This window comes from Mesorhizobium sp. L2C066B000 (assembly GCF_000502335.1).
Classification (GTDB): domain Bacteria; phylum Pseudomonadota; class Alphaproteobacteria; order Rhizobiales; family Rhizobiaceae; genus Mesorhizobium.
Map to the genome: position 1 here is coordinate 123,663 of NZ_AYWZ01000007.1, position 17,901 is coordinate 141,563.

Annotated in this window: 15 protein-coding genes; 14 read left to right on the forward strand and 1 reads right to left on the reverse strand. The window is 64.1% G+C overall.

Annotation, left to right across the window (positions count from 1 at the left end):
* Window positions 1-4 precede the first annotated feature (4 nt).
* The 6 genes from X733_RS148975 (at window position 5) to X733_RS1000000167200 (ending at window position 6,850) form a co-directional block, all read left to right on the forward strand.
* Window positions 5-1,159 (forward strand): efflux RND transporter periplasmic adaptor subunit, encoded by a 1,155-nt coding sequence (locus X733_RS148975; RefSeq protein WP_023740662.1) that lies wholly within the window; start codon window positions 5-7, stop codon window positions 1,157-1,159.
* A 179-nt stretch (window positions 1,160-1,338) separates the two neighbouring features.
* Window positions 1,339-2,046 carry a GntR family transcriptional regulator gene (locus tag X733_RS148970; protein ID WP_023819006.1) on the forward strand — a complete coding sequence of 236 codons (708 nt, stop codon included), beginning with the start codon at window positions 1,339-1,341 and terminating at the stop codon, window positions 2,044-2,046.
* 17 nt (window positions 2,047-2,063) lie between these two features.
* Window positions 2,064-3,167, forward strand: coding sequence for a mandelate racemase/muconate lactonizing enzyme family protein (locus X733_RS148965; RefSeq protein ID WP_023716138.1), 1,104 nt, complete (start codon window positions 2,064-2,066; stop codon window positions 3,165-3,167).
* A gap of 161 nt (window positions 3,168-3,328) precedes the next feature.
* Window positions 3,329-4,651: a homoserine dehydrogenase gene (locus X733_RS148960; RefSeq protein ID WP_023668524.1), complete on the forward strand. Its 1,323-nt coding sequence runs from the start codon at window positions 3,329-3,331 to the stop codon at window positions 4,649-4,651.
* 20 nt (window positions 4,652-4,671) lie between these two features.
* The gene (locus tag X733_RS148955; RefSeq protein ID WP_023684409.1) at window positions 4,672-6,159 is read left to right on the forward strand and encodes an FGGY family carbohydrate kinase; all 1,488 of its coding nucleotides are present in this window, start codon (window positions 4,672-4,674) and stop codon (window positions 6,157-6,159) included.
* Window positions 6,160-6,256: 97 nt separating this feature from the next.
* On the forward strand, window positions 6,257-6,850 hold the full coding sequence (locus X733_RS1000000167200) for a hypothetical protein (protein ID WP_155924217.1): 594 nt from the start codon (window positions 6,257-6,259) through the stop codon (window positions 6,848-6,850).
* Window positions 6,851-6,866: 16 nt separating this feature from the next.
* Here X733_RS1000000167200 and X733_RS148950 read toward each other — a convergent pair whose 3' ends face one another.
* Window positions 6,867-7,829, reverse strand: a complete 963-nt coding sequence (locus tag X733_RS148950) for a sugar-binding transcriptional regulator (protein ID WP_023684411.1) — start codon at window positions 7,827-7,829, stop codon at window positions 6,867-6,869.
* Window positions 7,830-8,164: 335 nt separating this feature from the next.
* On the opposite strand from X733_RS148950, the gene X733_RS148945 reads away from it, so the two are divergent.
* The 8 genes from X733_RS148945 to X733_RS148910 all read left to right on the forward strand — a co-directional run bounded on the left by X733_RS148945 (window position 8,165) and on the right by X733_RS148910 (window position 17,895).
* Window positions 8,165-9,097, forward strand: a complete 933-nt coding sequence (locus X733_RS148945) for an ABC transporter permease (protein WP_245274444.1) — start codon at window positions 8,165-8,167, stop codon at window positions 9,095-9,097.
* A gap of 128 nt (window positions 9,098-9,225) precedes the next feature.
* Window positions 9,226-10,164 carry a sugar ABC transporter substrate-binding protein gene (locus tag X733_RS148940; RefSeq protein WP_023684414.1) on the forward strand — a complete coding sequence of 313 codons (939 nt, stop codon included), beginning with the start codon at window positions 9,226-9,228 and terminating at the stop codon, window positions 10,162-10,164.
* Window positions 10,165-10,193: 29 nt separating this feature from the next.
* Complete coding sequence (locus tag X733_RS148935; protein ID WP_023819009.1) at window positions 10,194-11,702, forward strand: sugar ABC transporter ATP-binding protein; 1,509 nt, start codon at window positions 10,194-10,196, stop codon at window positions 11,700-11,702.
* A 106-nt stretch (window positions 11,703-11,808) separates the two neighbouring features.
* Window positions 11,809-12,573, forward strand: a complete 765-nt coding sequence (locus X733_RS148930) for an SDR family oxidoreductase (RefSeq protein WP_023819010.1) — start codon at window positions 11,809-11,811, stop codon at window positions 12,571-12,573.
* Window positions 12,551-13,369, forward strand: coding sequence for an SDR family oxidoreductase (locus X733_RS148925; protein ID WP_050588669.1), 819 nt, complete (start codon window positions 12,551-12,553; stop codon window positions 13,367-13,369). Before X733_RS148930 ends, X733_RS148925 begins: the two co-directional genes overlap by 23 nt.
* 426 nt (window positions 13,370-13,795) lie before the next feature.
* The gene (locus X733_RS148920; RefSeq protein WP_031193440.1) at window positions 13,796-14,770 is read left to right on the forward strand and encodes an ABC transporter substrate-binding protein; all 975 of its coding nucleotides are present in this window, start codon (window positions 13,796-13,798) and stop codon (window positions 14,768-14,770) included.
* Between the two features lie 69 nt (window positions 14,771-14,839).
* Window positions 14,840-15,919, forward strand: a complete 1,080-nt coding sequence (locus X733_RS148915) for a glycine betaine/L-proline ABC transporter ATP-binding protein (protein WP_023754058.1) — start codon at window positions 14,840-14,842, stop codon at window positions 15,917-15,919.
* Window positions 15,916-17,895: an ABC transporter permease subunit gene (locus X733_RS148910; protein ID WP_023819012.1), complete on the forward strand. Its 1,980-nt coding sequence runs from the start codon at window positions 15,916-15,918 to the stop codon at window positions 17,893-17,895. Before X733_RS148915 ends, X733_RS148910 begins: the two co-directional genes overlap by 4 nt.
* Window positions 17,896-17,901 lie beyond the last annotated feature (6 nt).

The following is a 17,901-nucleotide window of genomic DNA, read 5'->3' on the forward strand; positions in this document are numbered from 1 at the left end:
CAAAATGCGTAAATGGAAAATAGCTTTGGGAACGGCCGTCGCCCTGGGAGCGATCTCGGTGGCAAGCGTCCACTTCCTCGACATGGGCAATCTCAGCCTCAATGCCGGCACGGCGGCAGCGACGGCAGCACCTGCGGCATTCGTCATGCCGGTGCCGGTGACGAGCGTGGTCAAGAAGACGATCCCGATCTACCTCGACTACGCCGCCCGCATCGAGGCGATCCGCAGCGTCACCTTGCAGGCCCGCGTGCCCGGCTATCTGCAGGAGCAGACGGCTAAGGACGGCGCGGATGTGCGCCAGGGTGATCTGCTGTACAAGATCTCGCCTGACGACTTCAAGGCGGCTCTCGACCAGGCCAAGGCCGAAGTGCAGCGCGACCAGGCGAGCCTCGACTATGCGCGCTCCAATCTCGGCCGCGGCTCCGAACTCGCCAAGAGCGGCTATCTGGCCAAGGATGGGTTCGACCAGCGTACGAGCACCTTGCGCCAGGCCGAAGCGTCGCTTGCCGTCAACCAGGCGGCGGTGCGCACGGCCGAGCTCAATTTGAGCTACGCCGAAATCCACGCTCCGTTTGCCGGCCGCGTCGGCCGCAACCAGGCTTCGGTCGGCACGCTGGTCAGCGTCGCCGGCACGGTGCTGAACACGCTGGTGCAGCTCGACCCGATCTACGTCACCTTCAATCCGAGCGAGACGGACCTGGCCGAAATCGAACAGGCCCGGGCCGCCGGCCCGATCGAGGTCGAGGTGCTGCTGCCCGGCGAGACCGAAGCCAGCCAGAAGGGCGAACTCACCTTCATCGACAACACGGTCGACCACTCGACCGGCACGATTACGGCGCGCGCCACCATCGGCAATGCGAAGTTCTCGCTGCTGCCGGGCCAGTATGTCCGGGTGCGGCTGCACATCAAGCAGCTGCCCGACGCGCTGATGGTGCCGCAGGTGGCGCTGGGTTCGAGCCAGCTCGGCAAATATGTCTATGTCGTCGGCAAGGGCAACACGGTCGACCAGCGCATCGTCTCGCTCGGCGCGACCAGCGGCGACCTTGTGGCGGTCCTCAGCGGCGTTGCCGAAGGCGACCAGGTGATAACGGGCAATCTGCAGAAAATCGGACCAGGAATGCCGATCTCGCCGTTGCCCCAGGAGAAACCGGCCAGCTGATAACCCCCATCAGCCCCGGTCCTGCGGCGCCTTCGGCTTCCACGCCGAGGGCGCCGTTTTTTATGGAGCGCCGCACGCGTTTTTGGGAGTAACCGCAAGGCACAAGAATCCGGAACAGACATATTGTAGGATTGTCGACAATCTGCTTGTCTGTTTCCGGCTCTCACTGGAGTGACGGAATGGCCAAGCTGGACTTCAATCCGATCGCGGATACGACACGCCGAGCCGAGATCGTTGCGCTGTTGCGGCGGGCGATCCTGACCGGCCAGCTGGAACCCGGCCAAAGGCTGAGCGAGCTGAGGATCGCCGAGCAGATGCGGGTCAGCCGCGCGCCTTTGCGCGAAGCTATGCGCGAGCTGGTGCAGGAAGGCATCCTGACCAGCATTCCCTATGCCGGCACCTTCGTCATCGATGTCACCGCCAAGGACATTGACGACGCCTATTCGCTGAACAAGGTGCTCGATGAATTCGCCATCGAGCGGACATGGAAGCTGCGCGACCAGCGCTTCTTCGACGAACTCGACCGCCGGCACGAGGCAGTGAAGCAGGCGACGCGCGCGCGCGACACCACCCGCCAGATCGAAGCCGCGCTGCAATTGCACGGGCTGATCTATGAATGGGCCGACAATTCGGTGCTGCTGGAAACCTGGCAGCGGCTGACCAGCCGGCTGCAGATGTATTTTGCCCTGCACCAGCGGGCCCGCAAGGAGCCGGTGCCGGCCGAAGATCTCCACGAGACCTATGTGCGGCTCTTGAAGGGCGCCGACATGCGCGCTGCCCAGCGCCATGCGCGCGAACATATCGACCTCGATTTCGAAGAGCTGCTTGCCTATGCGCGTGGCCTCGAGCAGCGGAACATCGAAGGGCTGACCCTCCTCAACACCTAGAGACAACGGACAGACAAGTGCAGATCAAATCCATCAAGGCCTATCGCGTCGTGCAGCCCTTCGTGGACGGGCCTTACCGCATGTCCAAGGGGCGTGTGGCCGACTGTTTCGACGCGGTGATCGTCGCCATCACCTCCGACAGCGGCGTGACCGGCTGGGGCGAGATGGCGCCGCTCGGCAACTTCTATTCGGCCGCGTTTCCGGCGGGAACGCGCGCGGGCGTGGTCGAGATCGCGCCGCACCTGATCGGCCAAGACCCGCGTGGCCTCGCCGGCATCGGCCGATTGATGGATACGGTGTTCAAGGGCCATCCCTACATCAAGTCGGCGCTCGACATGGCCTGCTGGGATCTGGCGGCCCGCGCCGCCGACGTGCCGCTGGTGACCATGCTTGGCGGCCGCGAGAGCGACATGGCGGAGACCTACCGCGTCGTCACCCACGGCACGCTCGACCAGATGGCGGCACTGGCCAAAAGGATCATCGCCGAAGGCTGCCGCCGGCTGCAGGTCAAGGTTGGCGGCAATGTGCATGAAGACATCGAGCGGGTGAGCGCGGTCGCTTCGGCCGTGCCGAAAGGCACGGTGATTTTCTGCGACGCCAATGCCGGCTGGACACCCTACCAGGCGCGGCAGTTCGCCGATGCAACGCGCGGCATCGACTACACGTTCGAGCAGCCCTGCACAACGATCGAGGAGAACATGTCGGTGCGCCGCATGCTCGACAAGCCGATGGTGCTGGACGAGAGCGTCATCTCGCTCGAGGCGATGCTGGAAATCCATCGCCTGGGCGCCGCCGACGGGCTGACGCTGAAGATCTCGCGGCTTGGCGGCGTAACCAGGACAAGGCAGATCCGCGACGTCGCCGTCGATCTCGGTTTCATGATCACCGTCGAGGATACGGGCGGCGCCGAGATCGACACGGCGGCGATGGCACATCTGTCGCTGTCGACGCCGGAAGAACGCCGGCTGCACGCCATCGCCTTCCATGAGTGGGTGACGGTGCGCACGGCCTCCAACGCCCCACCGGTCACCGGCAGCCACATGGGCATTCCCGACGGGCCCGGCCTCGGCATCGATGTCGTGCCCGACCTGCTCGGCAAGCCTTTCCTAGGGATCGGCTGAGATCAAGCGCAGCATGAAGCTGTCACCCCACGAATCCTCCGTGGGAGATTTGGTCCTGCAGCCATTCTCCGATTTGCGGGTTGAAATATTTTTCAAATGGAAATAGGAATGTTCAAAATGATGATTTGACGCTGCGGCGCGTCGTGACTGGAGGAAGCGATATGGCCCATCCGCAATTTGCAGCGGAACTTCTGCAGCGCGCTGAAGCCCAAGGGCCTATCACCATCGGTCTCGCCGGCGCCGGGCAGATGGGCACCGACATCGTCGTCCAGGTGGCGCTGATGCCGGGCATGCGGATCGGTGCCATTTCCGAGGTGCGCCCGCAAGCGGCGATCGATGCCGCACTGCTCGCCGGCCATGACCGCTCCGACATCGTCCAGGCTGCGAACGCCTCTGCCATCGACCGCGCCATCGAGGCCGGCAAGATCGCTGTCACCGAAGATCTGCATGCGCTGGCCGCGGCCGGCCGCATTGATGTCATCATCGACGCGACAGGCAATCCCAACATCGGCACGCTGTTTGCGCTCGAAGTGATGAAGAACGGCAAGCACATCGTCATGCTCAATGTCGAGGCGGACATTACGATCGGCCGCTTCCTCAAGGAGGAAGCGCGCAAGGCCGGCGTGGTCTACACCGGTGCGGCCGGCGACGAACCCGCCTGCACGCTGGAGATCATCGGCTTCGCCAAGAGCCTCGGCTTCAACATCATCGCCGCCGGCAAGGGCAAGAACAACCCGCTCAAGATCGACGCCATGCCCGCCGACTACGAGAAGGAAGCGGCCGAGCGCAATATGAATGCGCGCATGCTGGTCGAGTTCGTCGACGGTTCCAAGACGGCGATCGAGATGGTGGCGATTGCCAACGCCACCGGGCTGGTGCCCGACGTGCCGGGCATGCACGGCCCGACGGCGACGCTGGAGGAACTGGCCAGCGTGCTTTGCCCGCGCGAGGATGGCGGCGTGCTGCACCGCAAGGGCGTGGTCGACTATTCCATCGGCAAGGGCGTGGCGCCCGGCGTGTTCTGCATCATCGAAACGAGGCATCCGCGCGTGCTGGAGCGCATGGTCGACCTCAAGGTCGGCAAGGGTCCCTATTTCACGATCTACCGTCCCTATCACCTGACAAGCCTTGAAGTGCCGCTGTCGGCGGCGCGCGCCGTTGTCTACAAGCGCGCCGACATGGAGCCGCTCGACCATCCGGTCGCCGAAGCGGTGGCGGTGGCCAAGAGCGATCTCGGCGCGGGCCAATCGCTCGGCATGATCGGCGAGAACGACTATCGCGGCTTCGCCATGACCTGGGAGGACGCCCGCGCCAAGGGCGCGCTGCCGCTCGGGATTGCCGAACGCGCCAAGGTGGTCAAGCCGGTCAAGACCGGCGACTTCCTCACCTATGAAAATTGTGTACCCGACGATTCGATGGTGATAACGCAGATCCGCCGCCGTCTCGACCAGTCGGACGGACAGTTTGTGACCAACGCCGCCTGAACCTTCGGGATCTCCCTGTGATGGACGATGTCGTTATCGGGATCGATGCCTCGACGACGGCGGTGAAGGCAATCGCCTTCACCCGCGACGGCGCGGAGCTGTTCCAGGCGCGCGAGGCCTATCCGCTGGCCAATCCGAAGCCCGGCCATTTCGAGCAGGATGCCGAACATTGGTGGGCAGCCCTCGTCAGTGCGCTGAAGCAGGTTGCCGACAAGGTCGGCGCCGCGCGCGTGGCGGCAATTGCCATAGCCCATCAGCGCGAGACCTTCACCCTGATCGATCAGGCCGGCACGCCGCTCATCCCGGCGATCCTGTGGCTTGACGAGCGCGCCCGGCCACAAGTCGCCCGGCTGTCGGCCGAACTCGGCCGCGAAGCGATCCGCGACTGGAGCGGCAAGCCGCCGGATCCGACGCCGGCGCTCTATGCCATCGCCTGGTTGGCGGAACACCAGCCGCAGGTGCTGGCCAACGCCGCCGCCCTGGTCGATGTTCATGGCTTCTTCGTTCACCGGCTGACCGCACAGCTGGTTACCAGCACGGCAAGTGCCGACCCGCTCGGCTTGCTCGATGTCGCGACAGGCGAATGGCACGCTGAGCTTGTGGCGGCTGCAGGGCTGCAGCCACGGCAGTTGCCGGCGCTGATCGGCCCAGGCGAAATCTGCGGCGGCCTTGCCGAAAGCATTGCCCAGCTGACTGGCCTCAAAGCGGGCACGCCAATTGTCGCCGGCGCCGGCGATGGCCAGGCCATGGGTCTCGGCATGGGCGTCTATGGTGCCGGCAGGAGCTATCTCTCGCTCGGCTCCGGTGTCGTCTGCGGCTGCTATTCCGGCACAGTCACCACATCGGACGCGTTTCGCACGCTGGTCTCGCCCACCGGTTCGGGCTTCATGCTGGAAACCGTGCTGCGCTCGGGCATGCAACTGGTCGACTGGATCGTGCGCACCACCGGCGCGTCTTCCGCGGCAGAACTGGAGAAGGGTGCGGTCGATGTTGCGGCCGGCAGCGACGGTCTTTTGGTCATGCCCTATTGGGCCGGCGTCATGAGCCCCTATTGGGATGGCGCGGCGCGCGGCGCCGTTGTTGGCCTGTCGCTCGACCATGAGCCCAGGCATCTCTTCCGCGCCACGCTGGAAGGCATCGCTTTGGAGCAAGCCATCGCCAGCGAGGCGATGGAGGCCGAAAGCGGCGGCAAGCCGGGAGAGATGATTGCCGCCGGCGGCGGCACCAATTCGGCGCTGCTGATGAAGATCATGGCCAGCGTGCTGGAGCGGCCGCTGTTCGTGTCGCCGGTCAACGAGGCGGCGGCCCTTGGCGCGGCCATGCTGGCGGCTTCGGCGATCGGCTGGTTTGCCTCGCCGGAAGACGCCGCCAAGGCGATGGCGGCGGCGCCGGCCAGGCGTGTCGATCCGGATATGACGCTGGTGCCGGCTTACCGGGCGCGCAAGGCGATCTACCGCGACCTCTATCACGCGACACGCGACATCCACGCGCGGCTCGGTGCGATCTGAGTTCAAGCGCAGCTTGCCTGCGTGAGGCTCCCATGCCCAACCTGCCCAGCTTGCCGATTTTGCGTCCTGCCCGGCCAATGCTAGACTCATCAGGCTCATGAAAGCAGTATTTCACCTTGCCGCCCTGCCCTGGATTGTCGCGCTTGCGGCAGCTCCAATGACGGCGCGTGCGCAGGACGAGCCGCCCTTCGAGGTCACGCTCGACATGGACAATGACGGCAGGATGGATCGGGCCGCGATCGCGGCGGATTCCGAAACCGGGCTGGCGGATCTCTCGATCTATCTGGCTGCCGGCGAAGGAAAGCTCGATCCTTCGCGCAAGCCTGACTTTGTCAAAAGGGCGCTGACGCAGGACCGTATTCTCGGGCTCGAAAGCAAGGGCAAGGGATCGCTTGTCGTCACCTCGTGCTTCGGCTGCGGCGCCAACAAATCATGGGATGCGACGCTGACCATCGTCTGGCGCGGCGGTAAATTCCTTGTCGCCGGCTACAGTCGCGACTGGGACTGGAATGTGCAGAAAGCCGACGGCTCGGTCGGGACGACGCTGGGCGGCTGCGACATCAATTTTCTCACCGGCAAAGGTACCGCTTCAAAGGACCTGGACGACGGCAAACCGGTCGCGGGAAAATTCGTGCCGATCGCACTGGCCGACTGGTCGGACGACAGTCGTCCGGAGCCCTGCGAATTCTGACCGACGCCGACAGCGCTCAACGGTTGAGCAGGCCTTTGGCCGCATCCTCATCGGTAATGAGCACCGAAATCCTGGTGTTGGCGAGCGCGGCGCGCATGACGGCGACCTTCTCCTGACCGCCTGACACCAGGATGATGCTCGGAATATCGGACAGATCCTGCAGCGGATAGGCGCAGACGCGGCGGTTGACCTCATGGTCGACAGAGTGGCCCTCGGCGTCGATGAAATGGCACAAGAGGTCGCCGACCGCGCCGGCCGCCTGCAATTCCTCTAGTTCGCTCGGTTTGATGAAGCCGTAATTGGCGATCGGGCTGTCCTTGGAAAACGAGCCGACGCTGAGCACGGCGATGTTGGCGCGGCGCGCGCGGAAGACGACATCCTGAACGCTGCGCTGGCTCATGAAGGCATCGCGCTGTTCCGGCTTGTCGGCATAGACCGGCACCGGCAGCAGGAAACATTCAGCGCCGATCTTTTCGGCGAACTCCCAGGCGCTTTCGGTCGGGTTGAGCGGCTGCGCGTGGGTGAGGCCGCCGAGCATCGAGACAACCGTCGTCCTGGCGATCGGCCGCCTCGGCAGTTCGTTGATGGCGAATTTCAGGGTGCGACCCCAGCCCAGCGCAATGACGTCGCCGGCATTCACATTGTCGGCGAGATAGGCGGCAGCCGCGTGGCCGATCATCAGCGGCGCGTTGCTGCGATCGGCGGCCGACGGCACCACGACCGCCTGGCTTAGCCCGAAGCGCTGCTTCAGGCTCTCCTCGAGCTGCACACATTCGACGACACTGTCGCGAATGCGGAACTGGACAATGCCTTCCTCGCGGGCGGCCGACAGGATCCGGTGCACCTTGATGCGGCCGACGCCAAGAATCTCGGAGATGCGCTCTTGCGTCAGACCTTCGACATAGTAATGCCAGGCGGCCCGGGCCTTGAGCTCGGCATCGGGGAAGCGCGAGGCCTTCTCGTTTTCGACGGTCGCCATCTTTTGCCCTCCCGCGGCAGATTTCGGAAATCTTTCCGCAAGCGCCGCCCCCTGGCCTTCCCTAGGACAAACCGCCCTGTGGCGCAAACCACCGCCGAATGGCGCAACGGCTCTTGACAATTTTCTAATGAACAGTTTAGCTGAACAAAATTGCATATCAAAGATAAATTGTTCACAGGGAGGTGCCTGGTGAACAAGAGCGGACGGCAGGCCATCGCCGTTTCGCTTACGGAGGAGACGAAGTGGCCGTGAGTAATGATGCAAGCGAGTCGAAGGCTGGCGGGTTGAAAGCCGCGCCCGGCGCTCAAGGTGCGACGGCCGCGAAGCTTTCGGCGCTGTTTGCCGGAACCATGGGACCGCTGATCGGACTGCTGCTGCTTTGCCTGGCGCTGACGTTGACCACCGACACGTTCCTCACCGTGCGCAACATCCTCAACGTGCTCGACCAGATCACGGTGCTCGGCATCATGGCAATCGGCATGACGCTGGTGATCCTGATCGGCGGCATCGATCTCTCGGTCGGCTCGGTGCTGGCGCTGGCCGCCATGGTGATGGGCTTTGTCTCCCATCCCGACTATCTCAATCTCGGCCTTGCGGCCGGCGTCGTTGCAGCACTGGTCGTCGCCGGCCTTTGCGGACTGGTGTCCGGCCTGCTGGTGACCGTCACCCGGCTGCCGCCCTTCATCGCGACGCTGGCGATGATGTCGGTGGCGCGCGGCCTTGCCAACATGATCACCGACGGCTCGCAGATCGTCGGCTTTCCCGACTGGTTCACCAGCCTGTCAATCATCCGCCATTTCGGCTTCCTGTCGGTCACAGTCGGGGTGATGATGGTGCTGGCGATCGTCTTCGCCATCTTCCTCAACTACCGCGCCACCGGCCGCAGCCTTTACGCCATCGGCGGCAGCGCCGAGGTGGCGCGGCTCTCCGGCATTCCGGTGAAGTCACTGACCAACTGGGTCTACACGATCTGCGGCGTACTGGCCGGACTGGCCGGCATCGTGCTCGCCGCGCGGCTGGATTCGGTGCAGCCGAGTTCCGGCCTGGGCTATGAACTCGACACCATCGCGGCGGTGGTGATCGGCGGCGCCAGCCTCTCGGGCGGCGTCGGTTCGATCGGCGGCACAGCGGTCGGCGTGCTCATCATCGGCGTGCTGCGCAACGGCCTCAATCTGCTCGGCGTCTCGCCCTTCATCCAGCAGGTGGTGATCGGCGTGGTGATCGCGCTGGCCGTCGCCAGCGACACCTGGCGGCGCAGGGCGCGATAGAGAGCGGGGCACAATTGAGAATTCGCCCGGAACGTCCGGGCGATAACGGATCGGTCGATCCGAAACTGGGATGTTCCAAGGGGCGCGATGCGCTGGCGGGACAGTTTGACTATCAACGGAGGAAACACATGCTGACCAAACGTTCATTGCTGCTTGCCGCGGCCGCCATCATTCCGCTGCTCGGGCTGACCGACATGGCCTCGGCCAAGGAGGCCAAGAAGCTTGGCCTCGCCGTGGCCAATTTGCAGGCCGACTTCTTCAACCAGATCAAGCAGTCGGTCGAAGCCTACGGCAAGGAAAAGGGCATCGAGATCGTCACCGTCGACGCCAAGGGCGATTCGGCAACGCAGGTCAGCCAGGTACAGGATTTGATCACGCAGAACATCGACGCGCTGATCTACATTCCGGCCGGCGCCACAGCCGCCACCGTGCCGACCAAGACCGCCAAGGCTGCCGGCATCCCGGTCGTCAATGTCGACCGCAACGCCGACGGCGCGCCCGGCGACACCTTCATCGCCACCAACAGCGTCGCCTCGGCGCAGGCGGTGTGCGACTACATCGCCAAGCAGGCCGGCGGCAAAGGCGAACTGATCATCATCCACGGCCAGAAGGGCACCACGCCGGAAGTGGATCGCTCGAAGGGCTGCGGCGAAGCGCTCAAGGCCTATCCCGATATCAAGGTGGTCGGCGAATTGTGGAGCGAAGGCTGGCACCAGGACGAAGGCTTCAAGCTGACGCAGGACCTGCTGCAGTCGCATCCCGACGTCTCCATTGTCATCGGCCAGGCCGATGCGCTGGCGCTGGGTGCGGCGCAGGCGGTCAAGGTCGCCAATCCCGGCCACAAGGTCTGGGTTGCCGGCTTCGATGGCGACGTGGCCGCGCTCAAGGCGCTGAAGGACGGCGTGTTCGACGTCACCGCGACGCAGCAGACGCAAGGCATGGGCCGTCTCGCCGTCGATGCGGCGATCAAGCTGGTGGCCGGCGAAAGCGTCCCGGCCGAGCAGCTGCAGGATGCGACGCTGACCACCAAGGACAATGTCGAGCAGTTCATCGCCAAGCATCCGTAACGACCGGCACCGCTTAAGAGAGCACCACGATGTCTCCTGATCCTCGCCACAGCGAAAGCCCGCACAACGGGCTCTTCGTCAACGGCCTTTGCAAGAGCTACGGACCGGTCCAGGTCCTGGCCGATGCAAGCTTTGAGGTGCGGCCGGGCGAGGTTGTGGCGCTGCTCGGCGAAAACGGCGCCGGCAAGTCGACGGTGTCCAATATCATCGCCGGCTCGACCCGGCCCGACGCGGGCACCATCATCTGGCGGGGGAAGCCCTATTCCCCCGCCTCGCCTGCCGCGGCAATCGATGCCGGTGTGGGCATGATCCATCAGGAACTGAAGCTGCTGCCGGACCTGTCGGTGGCGGAAAATGTCTATGTCGGGCGCCTGCCGATGCGCGGCGGCCGCATCGACCGCGCGGAGATGAACGCCAAGGCCTCGGCGCAGTTGAAGCGGCTTGGCCTCGACGTCTCGCCCGAGCGCAAGGTGGGCACGCTGCGCATCGCCGCCCAGCAGCAGGTCGAGATCGCCAAGGCGCTGACGCTGAATGCCGAATTGCTGATCTTCGACGAACCGACCGCAGCGCTTGGCGGCGAGGAAACGGAGCTTTTGTTCCAGCAGATCCGCAAGCTCAAGGCGGAAGGCATGTCCTTCATCTATATCAGCCATCGTCTCGACGAGATCGCGCAGATTGCCGACCGCGTGGTGGTGATGCGCGACGGACGCATCGTCGCCCGCCACGAGCGCGCCGATATTCCCGTGCGCACAGTGGTCGAGCAGATGGTCGGCCGCTCGGTCGAGCGGATGTTCCCGCATCTGACGCCGCCGCGCGAGGAAACACTGCTCGAGGTCGAGAACCTGTCTTCGCCGGAGAAGAGTTTCAACAACGTCTCCTTCTCGGTCAAAGCAGGCGAGATTCTCGGCATTGCCGGGTTGATCGGCGCCGGCCGCACAGAACTGGTGCGGGCGATCGCCGGCGCCGATCCGATCTCGTCCGGCTCGGTGCGTGTTGCCGGCGAACCGGTGCATCTCAGCGGGCCGGCGGCGGCGATCAAGGCCGGCGTCGTGCTGGTGCCGGAAGACCGCAAGGCGCAAGGCGTCGTGCTCGACCAGACAATCGGCGAGAATCTGGCGTTCGGCAATTTCGACCATGTCGCGCCGAAGGGCTGGGTGTTCCCGAAAGCGGTGCAGAAATTCGCCGAGGCCGGCATCGCAAGGCTCGGGGTCAAGGGCAAACCTGGCCAGGCGGTCAGCAAGCTTTCCGGCGGCAACCAGCAGAAGGTGATCATTGCCAAATGGGTGTCGCGGCCGCCAAAAGTGTTCATTCTCGATGAACCGACGCGCGGCATCGATGTCGGCGCGCGTGCGGCTATCTACGACGTGATCGCCGACCTCGCCCGCTCCGGTATGGCGGTGGTGGTGGTCAGCTCCGACCTCGAGGAGGTGCTGGGGCTGTCGCACCGGGTGCTGGTGCTGAGCCGCGGCCGCCAGCGCGGCATTCTCGACCGCAGCGAGGCGAGCAATGTCGCGGTGATGGAACTCGCCACGAGCTGAGGACAGGAGTCGGAACAAAGCGCAGCAGGTGGTATCCTCCCAAGGACCGGACCGCGCGGGGCGCCAGCAAAGACTGGCGCCCCTTCATTTCAGGAGGGGGAACAACATGAAACTATTCGATCTCAGCGGCGACGTAGCGCTGGTAACAGGCGCCGGCAGCGGCATTGGCCAGGCCATTGCCATCGGGCTCGCCGAAGCCGGCGCCGATGTCGTCTGTTTCGGCCACACCTCCAAGGGCGGGCTGGACGAGACGGCGCACAAGATTTCGGCACTTGGGCGCAAGGCGGTGGTGCTGACCGGCACGGTGACGTCGGAGGCCGATCTCGCGTCAGCGATCGAGCGCACCGAGAACGAACTCGGCGCGTTGACCATCGCCGTCAACAATGCCGGCATCGCCGGGGCCGAGCCGGCCGAGACGCTGCCGCTGGAGACGTGGCAGAAAATCTACGACGTCAATGTCAGCGGCGTGTTCCTGTCCTGCCAGGCCGAAGCGCGCGCCATGCTTTCACGACGCAAGGGCTCGATCATCAACATCGCCTCCATGTCGGGTTCGATCGTCAATCGCGGCCTGACCCAGGCGCATTACAATTCGTCGAAGGCGGCCGTTATCCATATGTCGAAGAGCCTCGCCATGGAATGGGCCGATCGCGGCCTGCGCGTCAATGTGGTGAGCCCCGGCTACACGCTGACGCCGATGAACAAACGGCCTGAGGTCGCCGAACAGATCAAGATATTCGAGCGCGACACACCAATGGGCCGCATGGCGACGCCGGAAGAGATGGTCGGGCCGACCGTGTTCTTGGCCAGCCGCGCCGCGAGTTACGTCACCGGCATCGACCTGATCGTCGATGGCGGCTTTGTCTGCTGGTAGGAGAAGAAAAGTGCAGAAGCGTTTTGAAGGCAAGACTGCGGTCATCACCGGCGCGAGCGGCGGCATCGGCGCGGCGATGGCGAAGCGCTTTGCCGAAGAAGGTGCGGCGGTCGTGGTCAGCGCCATCGATACCCGCGTCGAGGACGTCGCCGCCGGCCTGAAAGCGGAAGGCGCCAAGGTCGCGTCGATGCGCATGGACGTTACCAAGAAGGATGAGGTCACCGCGCTTTACGACCTCGCCGAGAAGGAATTCGGCCGCGTCGACATTTCGGTGCAGAATGCCGGCGTCATCACCATCGCCCGGATCGAGGCGATGACCGAAGCCGAGTGGGACAAGGTGATGGCGGTCAACACAAAGGGCGTGTTCCTGTGCTGTCAGGAAGCGATCGCCCGCATCCGCAAGCATGGCGATGGCGGCCGGCTGATCAACACGGCATCGGGCCAGGCGCGGCAGGGTTTCATCTACACACCGCACTACGCGGCGTCGAAGTTCGGCGTCGTCGGCATCACCCAGAGCCTGGCCAAGGAAGTGGCCAAGGAAAAGATCACCGTCAACGCCATCTGCCCCGGCATCATCGACACGGACATGTGGGCCTATAATGACGCGGCGTGGGGCAAGCTGATGGGCGACTACAAGCCCGGCGAGCTGATGGCCGAATGGGTGAAGAACATCCCGATGGGCCGCGCCGGCAGCGGCGAGGATGTTTCCGGCCTGGTGAGCTTTCTCGCCAGCAACGACGCCACCTACATCACCGGCCAGACCATCAATGTCGATGGCGGCCTGATCATGTCGTGAAGTCCGCTCCGGCGGTTGGCAATCGACCAGTCTGAAATTCGGCGCAGCACAGGGCATCAGCCGTTGCGCCGCATGAACGTTGGTATATATAATTTCATCCCATGAAACGGCCTTGGCGAGGACGGGGCTCGCCGGCCGAGATCATGGGACCTTGATGGCTCGCACGTCTGAGAGCGCCGCTGGAGCGGCGATCGATCTGTTGACGATTGCTCACGCAGCAATCCATCCGATGCCATGACGCGGGCCCGCCCGGCATCACATAAACACCAAGTCGAGCAACCATTTCGCCTGCGCAAGTTGCGGCCGCGGCACTGGCTTGGTGCGAACGAGCTTGCGTAACGACCCCCCCCTTTCCAACACAATCAAGAAAAGACGCAAGAAGGGAACGATCAAGAAATTTCCACATGGTTTGACAGGAGAACAAGCATGTCATTTCGCAGTGTGATTTCGAACCTATCAATGGGAGCCTTGGCGCTTGCCACCGCAAGTGCGCTTACATCACCGGTCCACGCAGCAGCACCTGAATCCAACGACCCGATCAAGATCGCGCTGTTCGACTGGACCAGCGTCAACCTCAACGCCAAGATCCTTGGCGGTATCCTCGAAAAGCTCGGCTATACCGTCGAATATCCGACCGCCGACTACCTCTCCAGCCTGACCACCGGCCTCACCAATGGCGACCTCGATGTCGGCCTGGAGTTCTGGGACACGACGGCCGGCGAGGCGATGAAGGCTTCAGACGCCACCGGCCAGACCGAGCGGCTCGGCAAGCTCGGGCCGAAGGCCAAGGAGGAATGGTGGTTTCCCGAATATATGAAGGAGAAATGCCCCGGCCTGCCCAATTGGGAAGCGCTGAAGGACCCGAAATGCGCCGAGGCGTTCTCGACAGCGGAGACGGCGCCGAAGGGCCGCTATCTCGGCGGCCCGGTAACCTGGGAAGGCTTTGACGACGAGCGCGTCGAGGCGCTGAAGCTGCCCTTCACCGTCATCCATGCCGGCACCGACGCGGCGATGTTCGCCGAGTTGGACTCGGCCTATCAGCGCAAGGCGCCGATCATGCTGTGGATCTATTCGCCGCATTGGGCGCCGGCCAAGTACAAGGGCGAGTGGGTCGAATTCCCGGAGTATACGCCCGAGTGCTACACCGACCCGAAATGGGGCACCAACCCGGATGCCAAATACGATTGCGGCAAACCGCATGGCGAGATCTGGAAATACTCCTGGTCCGGCATGAAGGACAAATGGCCGATCGCCTACAAGGTGACCAAGGCCTACACGATCGACACCGATGAGCTCAACAAGATGAGCGGCGAGATCGATCTTGGCGGCAAGACGCCGGAAGACGTTGCCGCCGCCTGGATCGCTGCCCACGAAGCCGACTGGAAAGCCTGGGCGCAGTGATCGCCTGACTGGAAGCCGGACCCGGCCTAGCGGCCGGGTCTTATCTCCATTTTCCAGAAGGACCATTGGATGACGGAAGCGACTGAACCGCAGGCAGTTGGCACGCCAAAGGATGCGCGGCCGATAAAGCTTGCTTGCCGCAATGTCTGGAAACTGTTCGGATGGAACGCGGCCAGCTTCATCCGCGAGCGTGACGGCAAGGCCAGCATGGCCGATGTCGCTGCCGCAGGACTGGTGGGTGCGGTGCGCGCCGTCGATCTCGAAATACGCCAGGGCGAGATCTTCATCATCATGGGGCTATCCGGCTCCGGCAAGTCGACGCTGGTGCGCTGCATGTCGCGGCTGGTCGAGCCGACCCACGGCAAGGTCGAATTCGAAGGCAACGACCTGCTCAAGATTTCCGATGCGGCGCTGATCGAACTGCGGCGTCATCGCATGGGTATGGTGTTCCAGAATTTTGCGCTGCTGCCGCATCTTAACGTGCTCGACAACATTGCCTTTCCCCTGAGCATCCAGGGCCAGGACCGACCGACGCGCGAAGCGAGAGCGCGGGAGGTGATCGATCTCGTGGGCTTACGCGGCCGCGAGCATTTCTATCCGCGCGAACTCTCCGGCGGCCAGCAGCAGCGCGTCGGCATTGCCCGCAGCCTCGCGACCAAGCCGGAGATCTGGTTCCTCGACGAGCCGTTCTCGGCGCTCGACCCGCTGATCCGCCGCGAGATGCAGGACGAGCTGATGCGGCTGCAGACCATGCTGCACAAGACCATCGTCTTCATCACCCATGATTTCGACGAGGCGATCAGGCTCGCCGACCGCATCGCCATCATGAAGGATGGCGAGGTCATCCAGATCGGCACGCCGGAACAGCTGGTTGTCAACCCGGCGACCGACTATGTCGCCGAGTTCACTAGAGACGTCGACCGCGCCAAGGTGATTTCGGCGCGCAGCCTGATGCGTGCGTGCGATGGCGCCGAACATGGCGGCACGGTTTCGCCCGACGCCAGGATCGCCAGCTTCTCGGCCAGCATCGTCGCTTCGGGAAAACCGTTCGCGGTGGTCAACGGCAGCGGCAAGCCGATCGGCGAGGTGACGCCGCAAGCCGTGATCGGACTGCTGGCCGGCATCGACAAGCAAAGAGCTGGCGCATGACGGTCACGGCAAGCGCCAGCCAATCGAGGCCGCCGGTTCAGCGCTGGCTGCTGGTCTGGGCGCTGGCGCTGGCCGCCGTGCTGGTGGTATTCCTGCTGCAGGAGAGGCTGCCATGGGCGGTCGACTATCCGGCCGATGCGGTCGTTCCCGTCGCCGACTGGGTCAGTGCGCTGATGCGCTGGATCAAGTCGAACTTGTCCTGGCTGACCCGCTCGATCACCGCGGTGCTCGGCGTTCCCCTCGATTTCGCGCTCGACCTGCTGGCCAAGAATTTCAAGATTGGTCACGGTGCCGATGCCTATGTCCTGCCGCGCCTGTCCTGGATCGGCGTCTGCGTAGCCGCCTTCATCGCCGGGCACGCCGCGGGCGGTAGAAAGCTTGGCATGCTGGTCGGCGGCTGCTTCCTCTACACCGCGCTGTTCGGCCAATGGACCAGCGCCATGCTGACACTGGCACTGATTTCCATCGCCGTGCCCTTCTGCATCGTCACCGGCCTGTTCGCCGGCATCTGGGCGTGGCGCAAGCCATGGGCCGAGCGGCTGATCATCTCCCCAGCGCTTGATCTGATGCAGACCATTCCGACCTTCGCCTATCTCATCCCGATGCTGCTTCTGTTCGGCAACAGCCCGGTCTCGGCGATGATCGCCACCGCCATCTTCGCCACGCCGCCGATGGTGCGGGCAACGATGCTGGGTCTGTCGCGGGTGCCCTCCGAGATCGACGATTTCTCAGAGATGGCCGGCTGCACGGCGCGGCAGAAATTGTGGCGCGTGCTGCTGCCGTCGGCGCGGCCGACACTGATGATCGGCGTCAACCAGGTGATCATGCTGGCGCTGAACATGGTGATCATCGCCTCGATGATCGGCGCCGGCGGCCTCGGCTATGATGTGCTGCTGGCGCTGCGTGCGCTGAAGGTCGGCGAAGCGATGGAAGCCGGGCTCGCCATTGTGGCGCTCGCCATCGCGCTCGACCGGCTGAGCCAGGCGATCGCGCATAAGCAGGCAAAAGGCCACGTTCAACGGCAGGCGAACCAGAGCGTTTGGCGGCGCTATCCCAATCTGTCGCTGGCCATCGCCATCCTGGTCGTGACGACGCTGCTCGGCCTGTTCGTACCGGCGTTCGCAGCGGTGCCGAAGGAGATCACCTTCACCACCGCGCCACTGTGGAAGGCGGCGGTCAACTGGGTGACGATCAACTTCTTCGACGTGATCGAAGCGTTTCGCGTGGCGCTCATCCTCAATGTACTGAACCCGCTGCGCGCCTTCTGCGAAGGCTTTCCGTGGCTCGGCGCAGTGGCCCTGCTCGGCCTCGCCGGCTACCACCTCTCAGGCCTGCGTCTCGCCGCCCTCGTCGCCGCGCTGACCGCCTTCTGCGCCGTCACCGGCCTTTGGGAAAAGACCATGGCGACGGTTTATCTCTGCGGCATCTCGGCCTTCATCGCCTGCCTGATCGGCATTCCGATCGGTCTCGCGGCCGCGCGCAGCGACCGCTTCGAAAAGATCGTCACGCCCATCATCGACACGCTGCAGGTGCTGCCGTCCTTCTGCTTCATCATTCCTGTGGTGATGCTGTTCCGGGTCGGCGACGTCACCGCCATGATCGCCACGGTGGCCTTCGCCGTGGTGCCGGCGATCCGCTACACCAATCATGGCATAAGGCAGGTGCCGCCGGCATTGATCGAGGCGGCGAAGGTTTCCGGCTGCACGCCGCGCCAGACCTTCTTTCGCGTGCAAATTCCTCTGGCGCTTCCTGAAATCATGCTGGGAGTCAACCAGACGATCCTGATGGCGCTGGCGATGATCATCATCTGCGCCATGGTCGGCACACGCGACCTCGGCCAGGAAGTCTTCATCGCGCTGTCCAAGGCCGATTCCGGACGCGGCATTGTCGCGGGTCTCGCCATCGCTTTCATCGGCATCGTCGCAGACCGGCTGTTCAATGCCTGGACGGCGAAGGCGCGGGCACGACTAGGGTAATTGTTG

What these genes read in the sequence shown, in the direction of transcription:
- X733_RS148910 (WP_023819012.1), top strand. Translation starts at nt 15,916, where the DNA reads ATGACGGTCACGGCAAGCGCCAGCCAATCGAGGCCGCCGGTTCAGCGC.
- X733_RS148935 (WP_023819009.1), top strand. Translation starts at nt 10,194, where the DNA reads ATGTCTCCTGATCCTCGCCACAGCGAAAGCCCGCACAACGGGCTCTTC.
- X733_RS148950 (WP_023684411.1), bottom strand. Translation starts at nt 7,829, where the DNA reads ATGGCGACCGTCGAAAACGAGAAGGCCTCGCGCTTCCCCGATGCCGAG.
- X733_RS148960 (WP_023668524.1), top strand. Translation starts at nt 3,329, where the DNA reads ATGGCCCATCCGCAATTTGCAGCGGAACTTCTGCAGCGCGCTGAAGCC.
- X733_RS148930 (WP_023819010.1), top strand. Translation starts at nt 11,809, where the DNA reads ATGAAACTATTCGATCTCAGCGGCGACGTAGCGCTGGTAACAGGCGCC.
- X733_RS148920 (WP_031193440.1), top strand. Translation starts at nt 13,796, where the DNA reads ATGTCATTTCGCAGTGTGATTTCGAACCTATCAATGGGAGCCTTGGCG.
- X733_RS1000000167200 (WP_155924217.1), top strand. Translation starts at nt 6,257, where the DNA reads ATGAAAGCAGTATTTCACCTTGCCGCCCTGCCCTGGATTGTCGCGCTT.
- X733_RS148925 (WP_050588669.1), top strand. Translation starts at nt 12,551, where the DNA reads ATGGCGGCTTTGTCTGCTGGTAGGAGAAGAAAAGTGCAGAAGCGTTTT.
- X733_RS148955 (WP_023684409.1), top strand. Translation starts at nt 4,672, where the DNA reads ATGGACGATGTCGTTATCGGGATCGATGCCTCGACGACGGCGGTGAAG.
- X733_RS148940 (WP_023684414.1), top strand. Translation starts at nt 9,226, where the DNA reads ATGCTGACCAAACGTTCATTGCTGCTTGCCGCGGCCGCCATCATTCCG.
- X733_RS148970 (WP_023819006.1), top strand. Translation starts at nt 1,339, where the DNA reads ATGGCCAAGCTGGACTTCAATCCGATCGCGGATACGACACGCCGAGCC.
- X733_RS148915 (WP_023754058.1), top strand. Translation starts at nt 14,840, where the DNA reads ATGACGGAAGCGACTGAACCGCAGGCAGTTGGCACGCCAAAGGATGCG.
- X733_RS148975 (WP_023740662.1), top strand. Translation starts at nt 5, where the DNA reads ATGCGTAAATGGAAAATAGCTTTGGGAACGGCCGTCGCCCTGGGAGCG.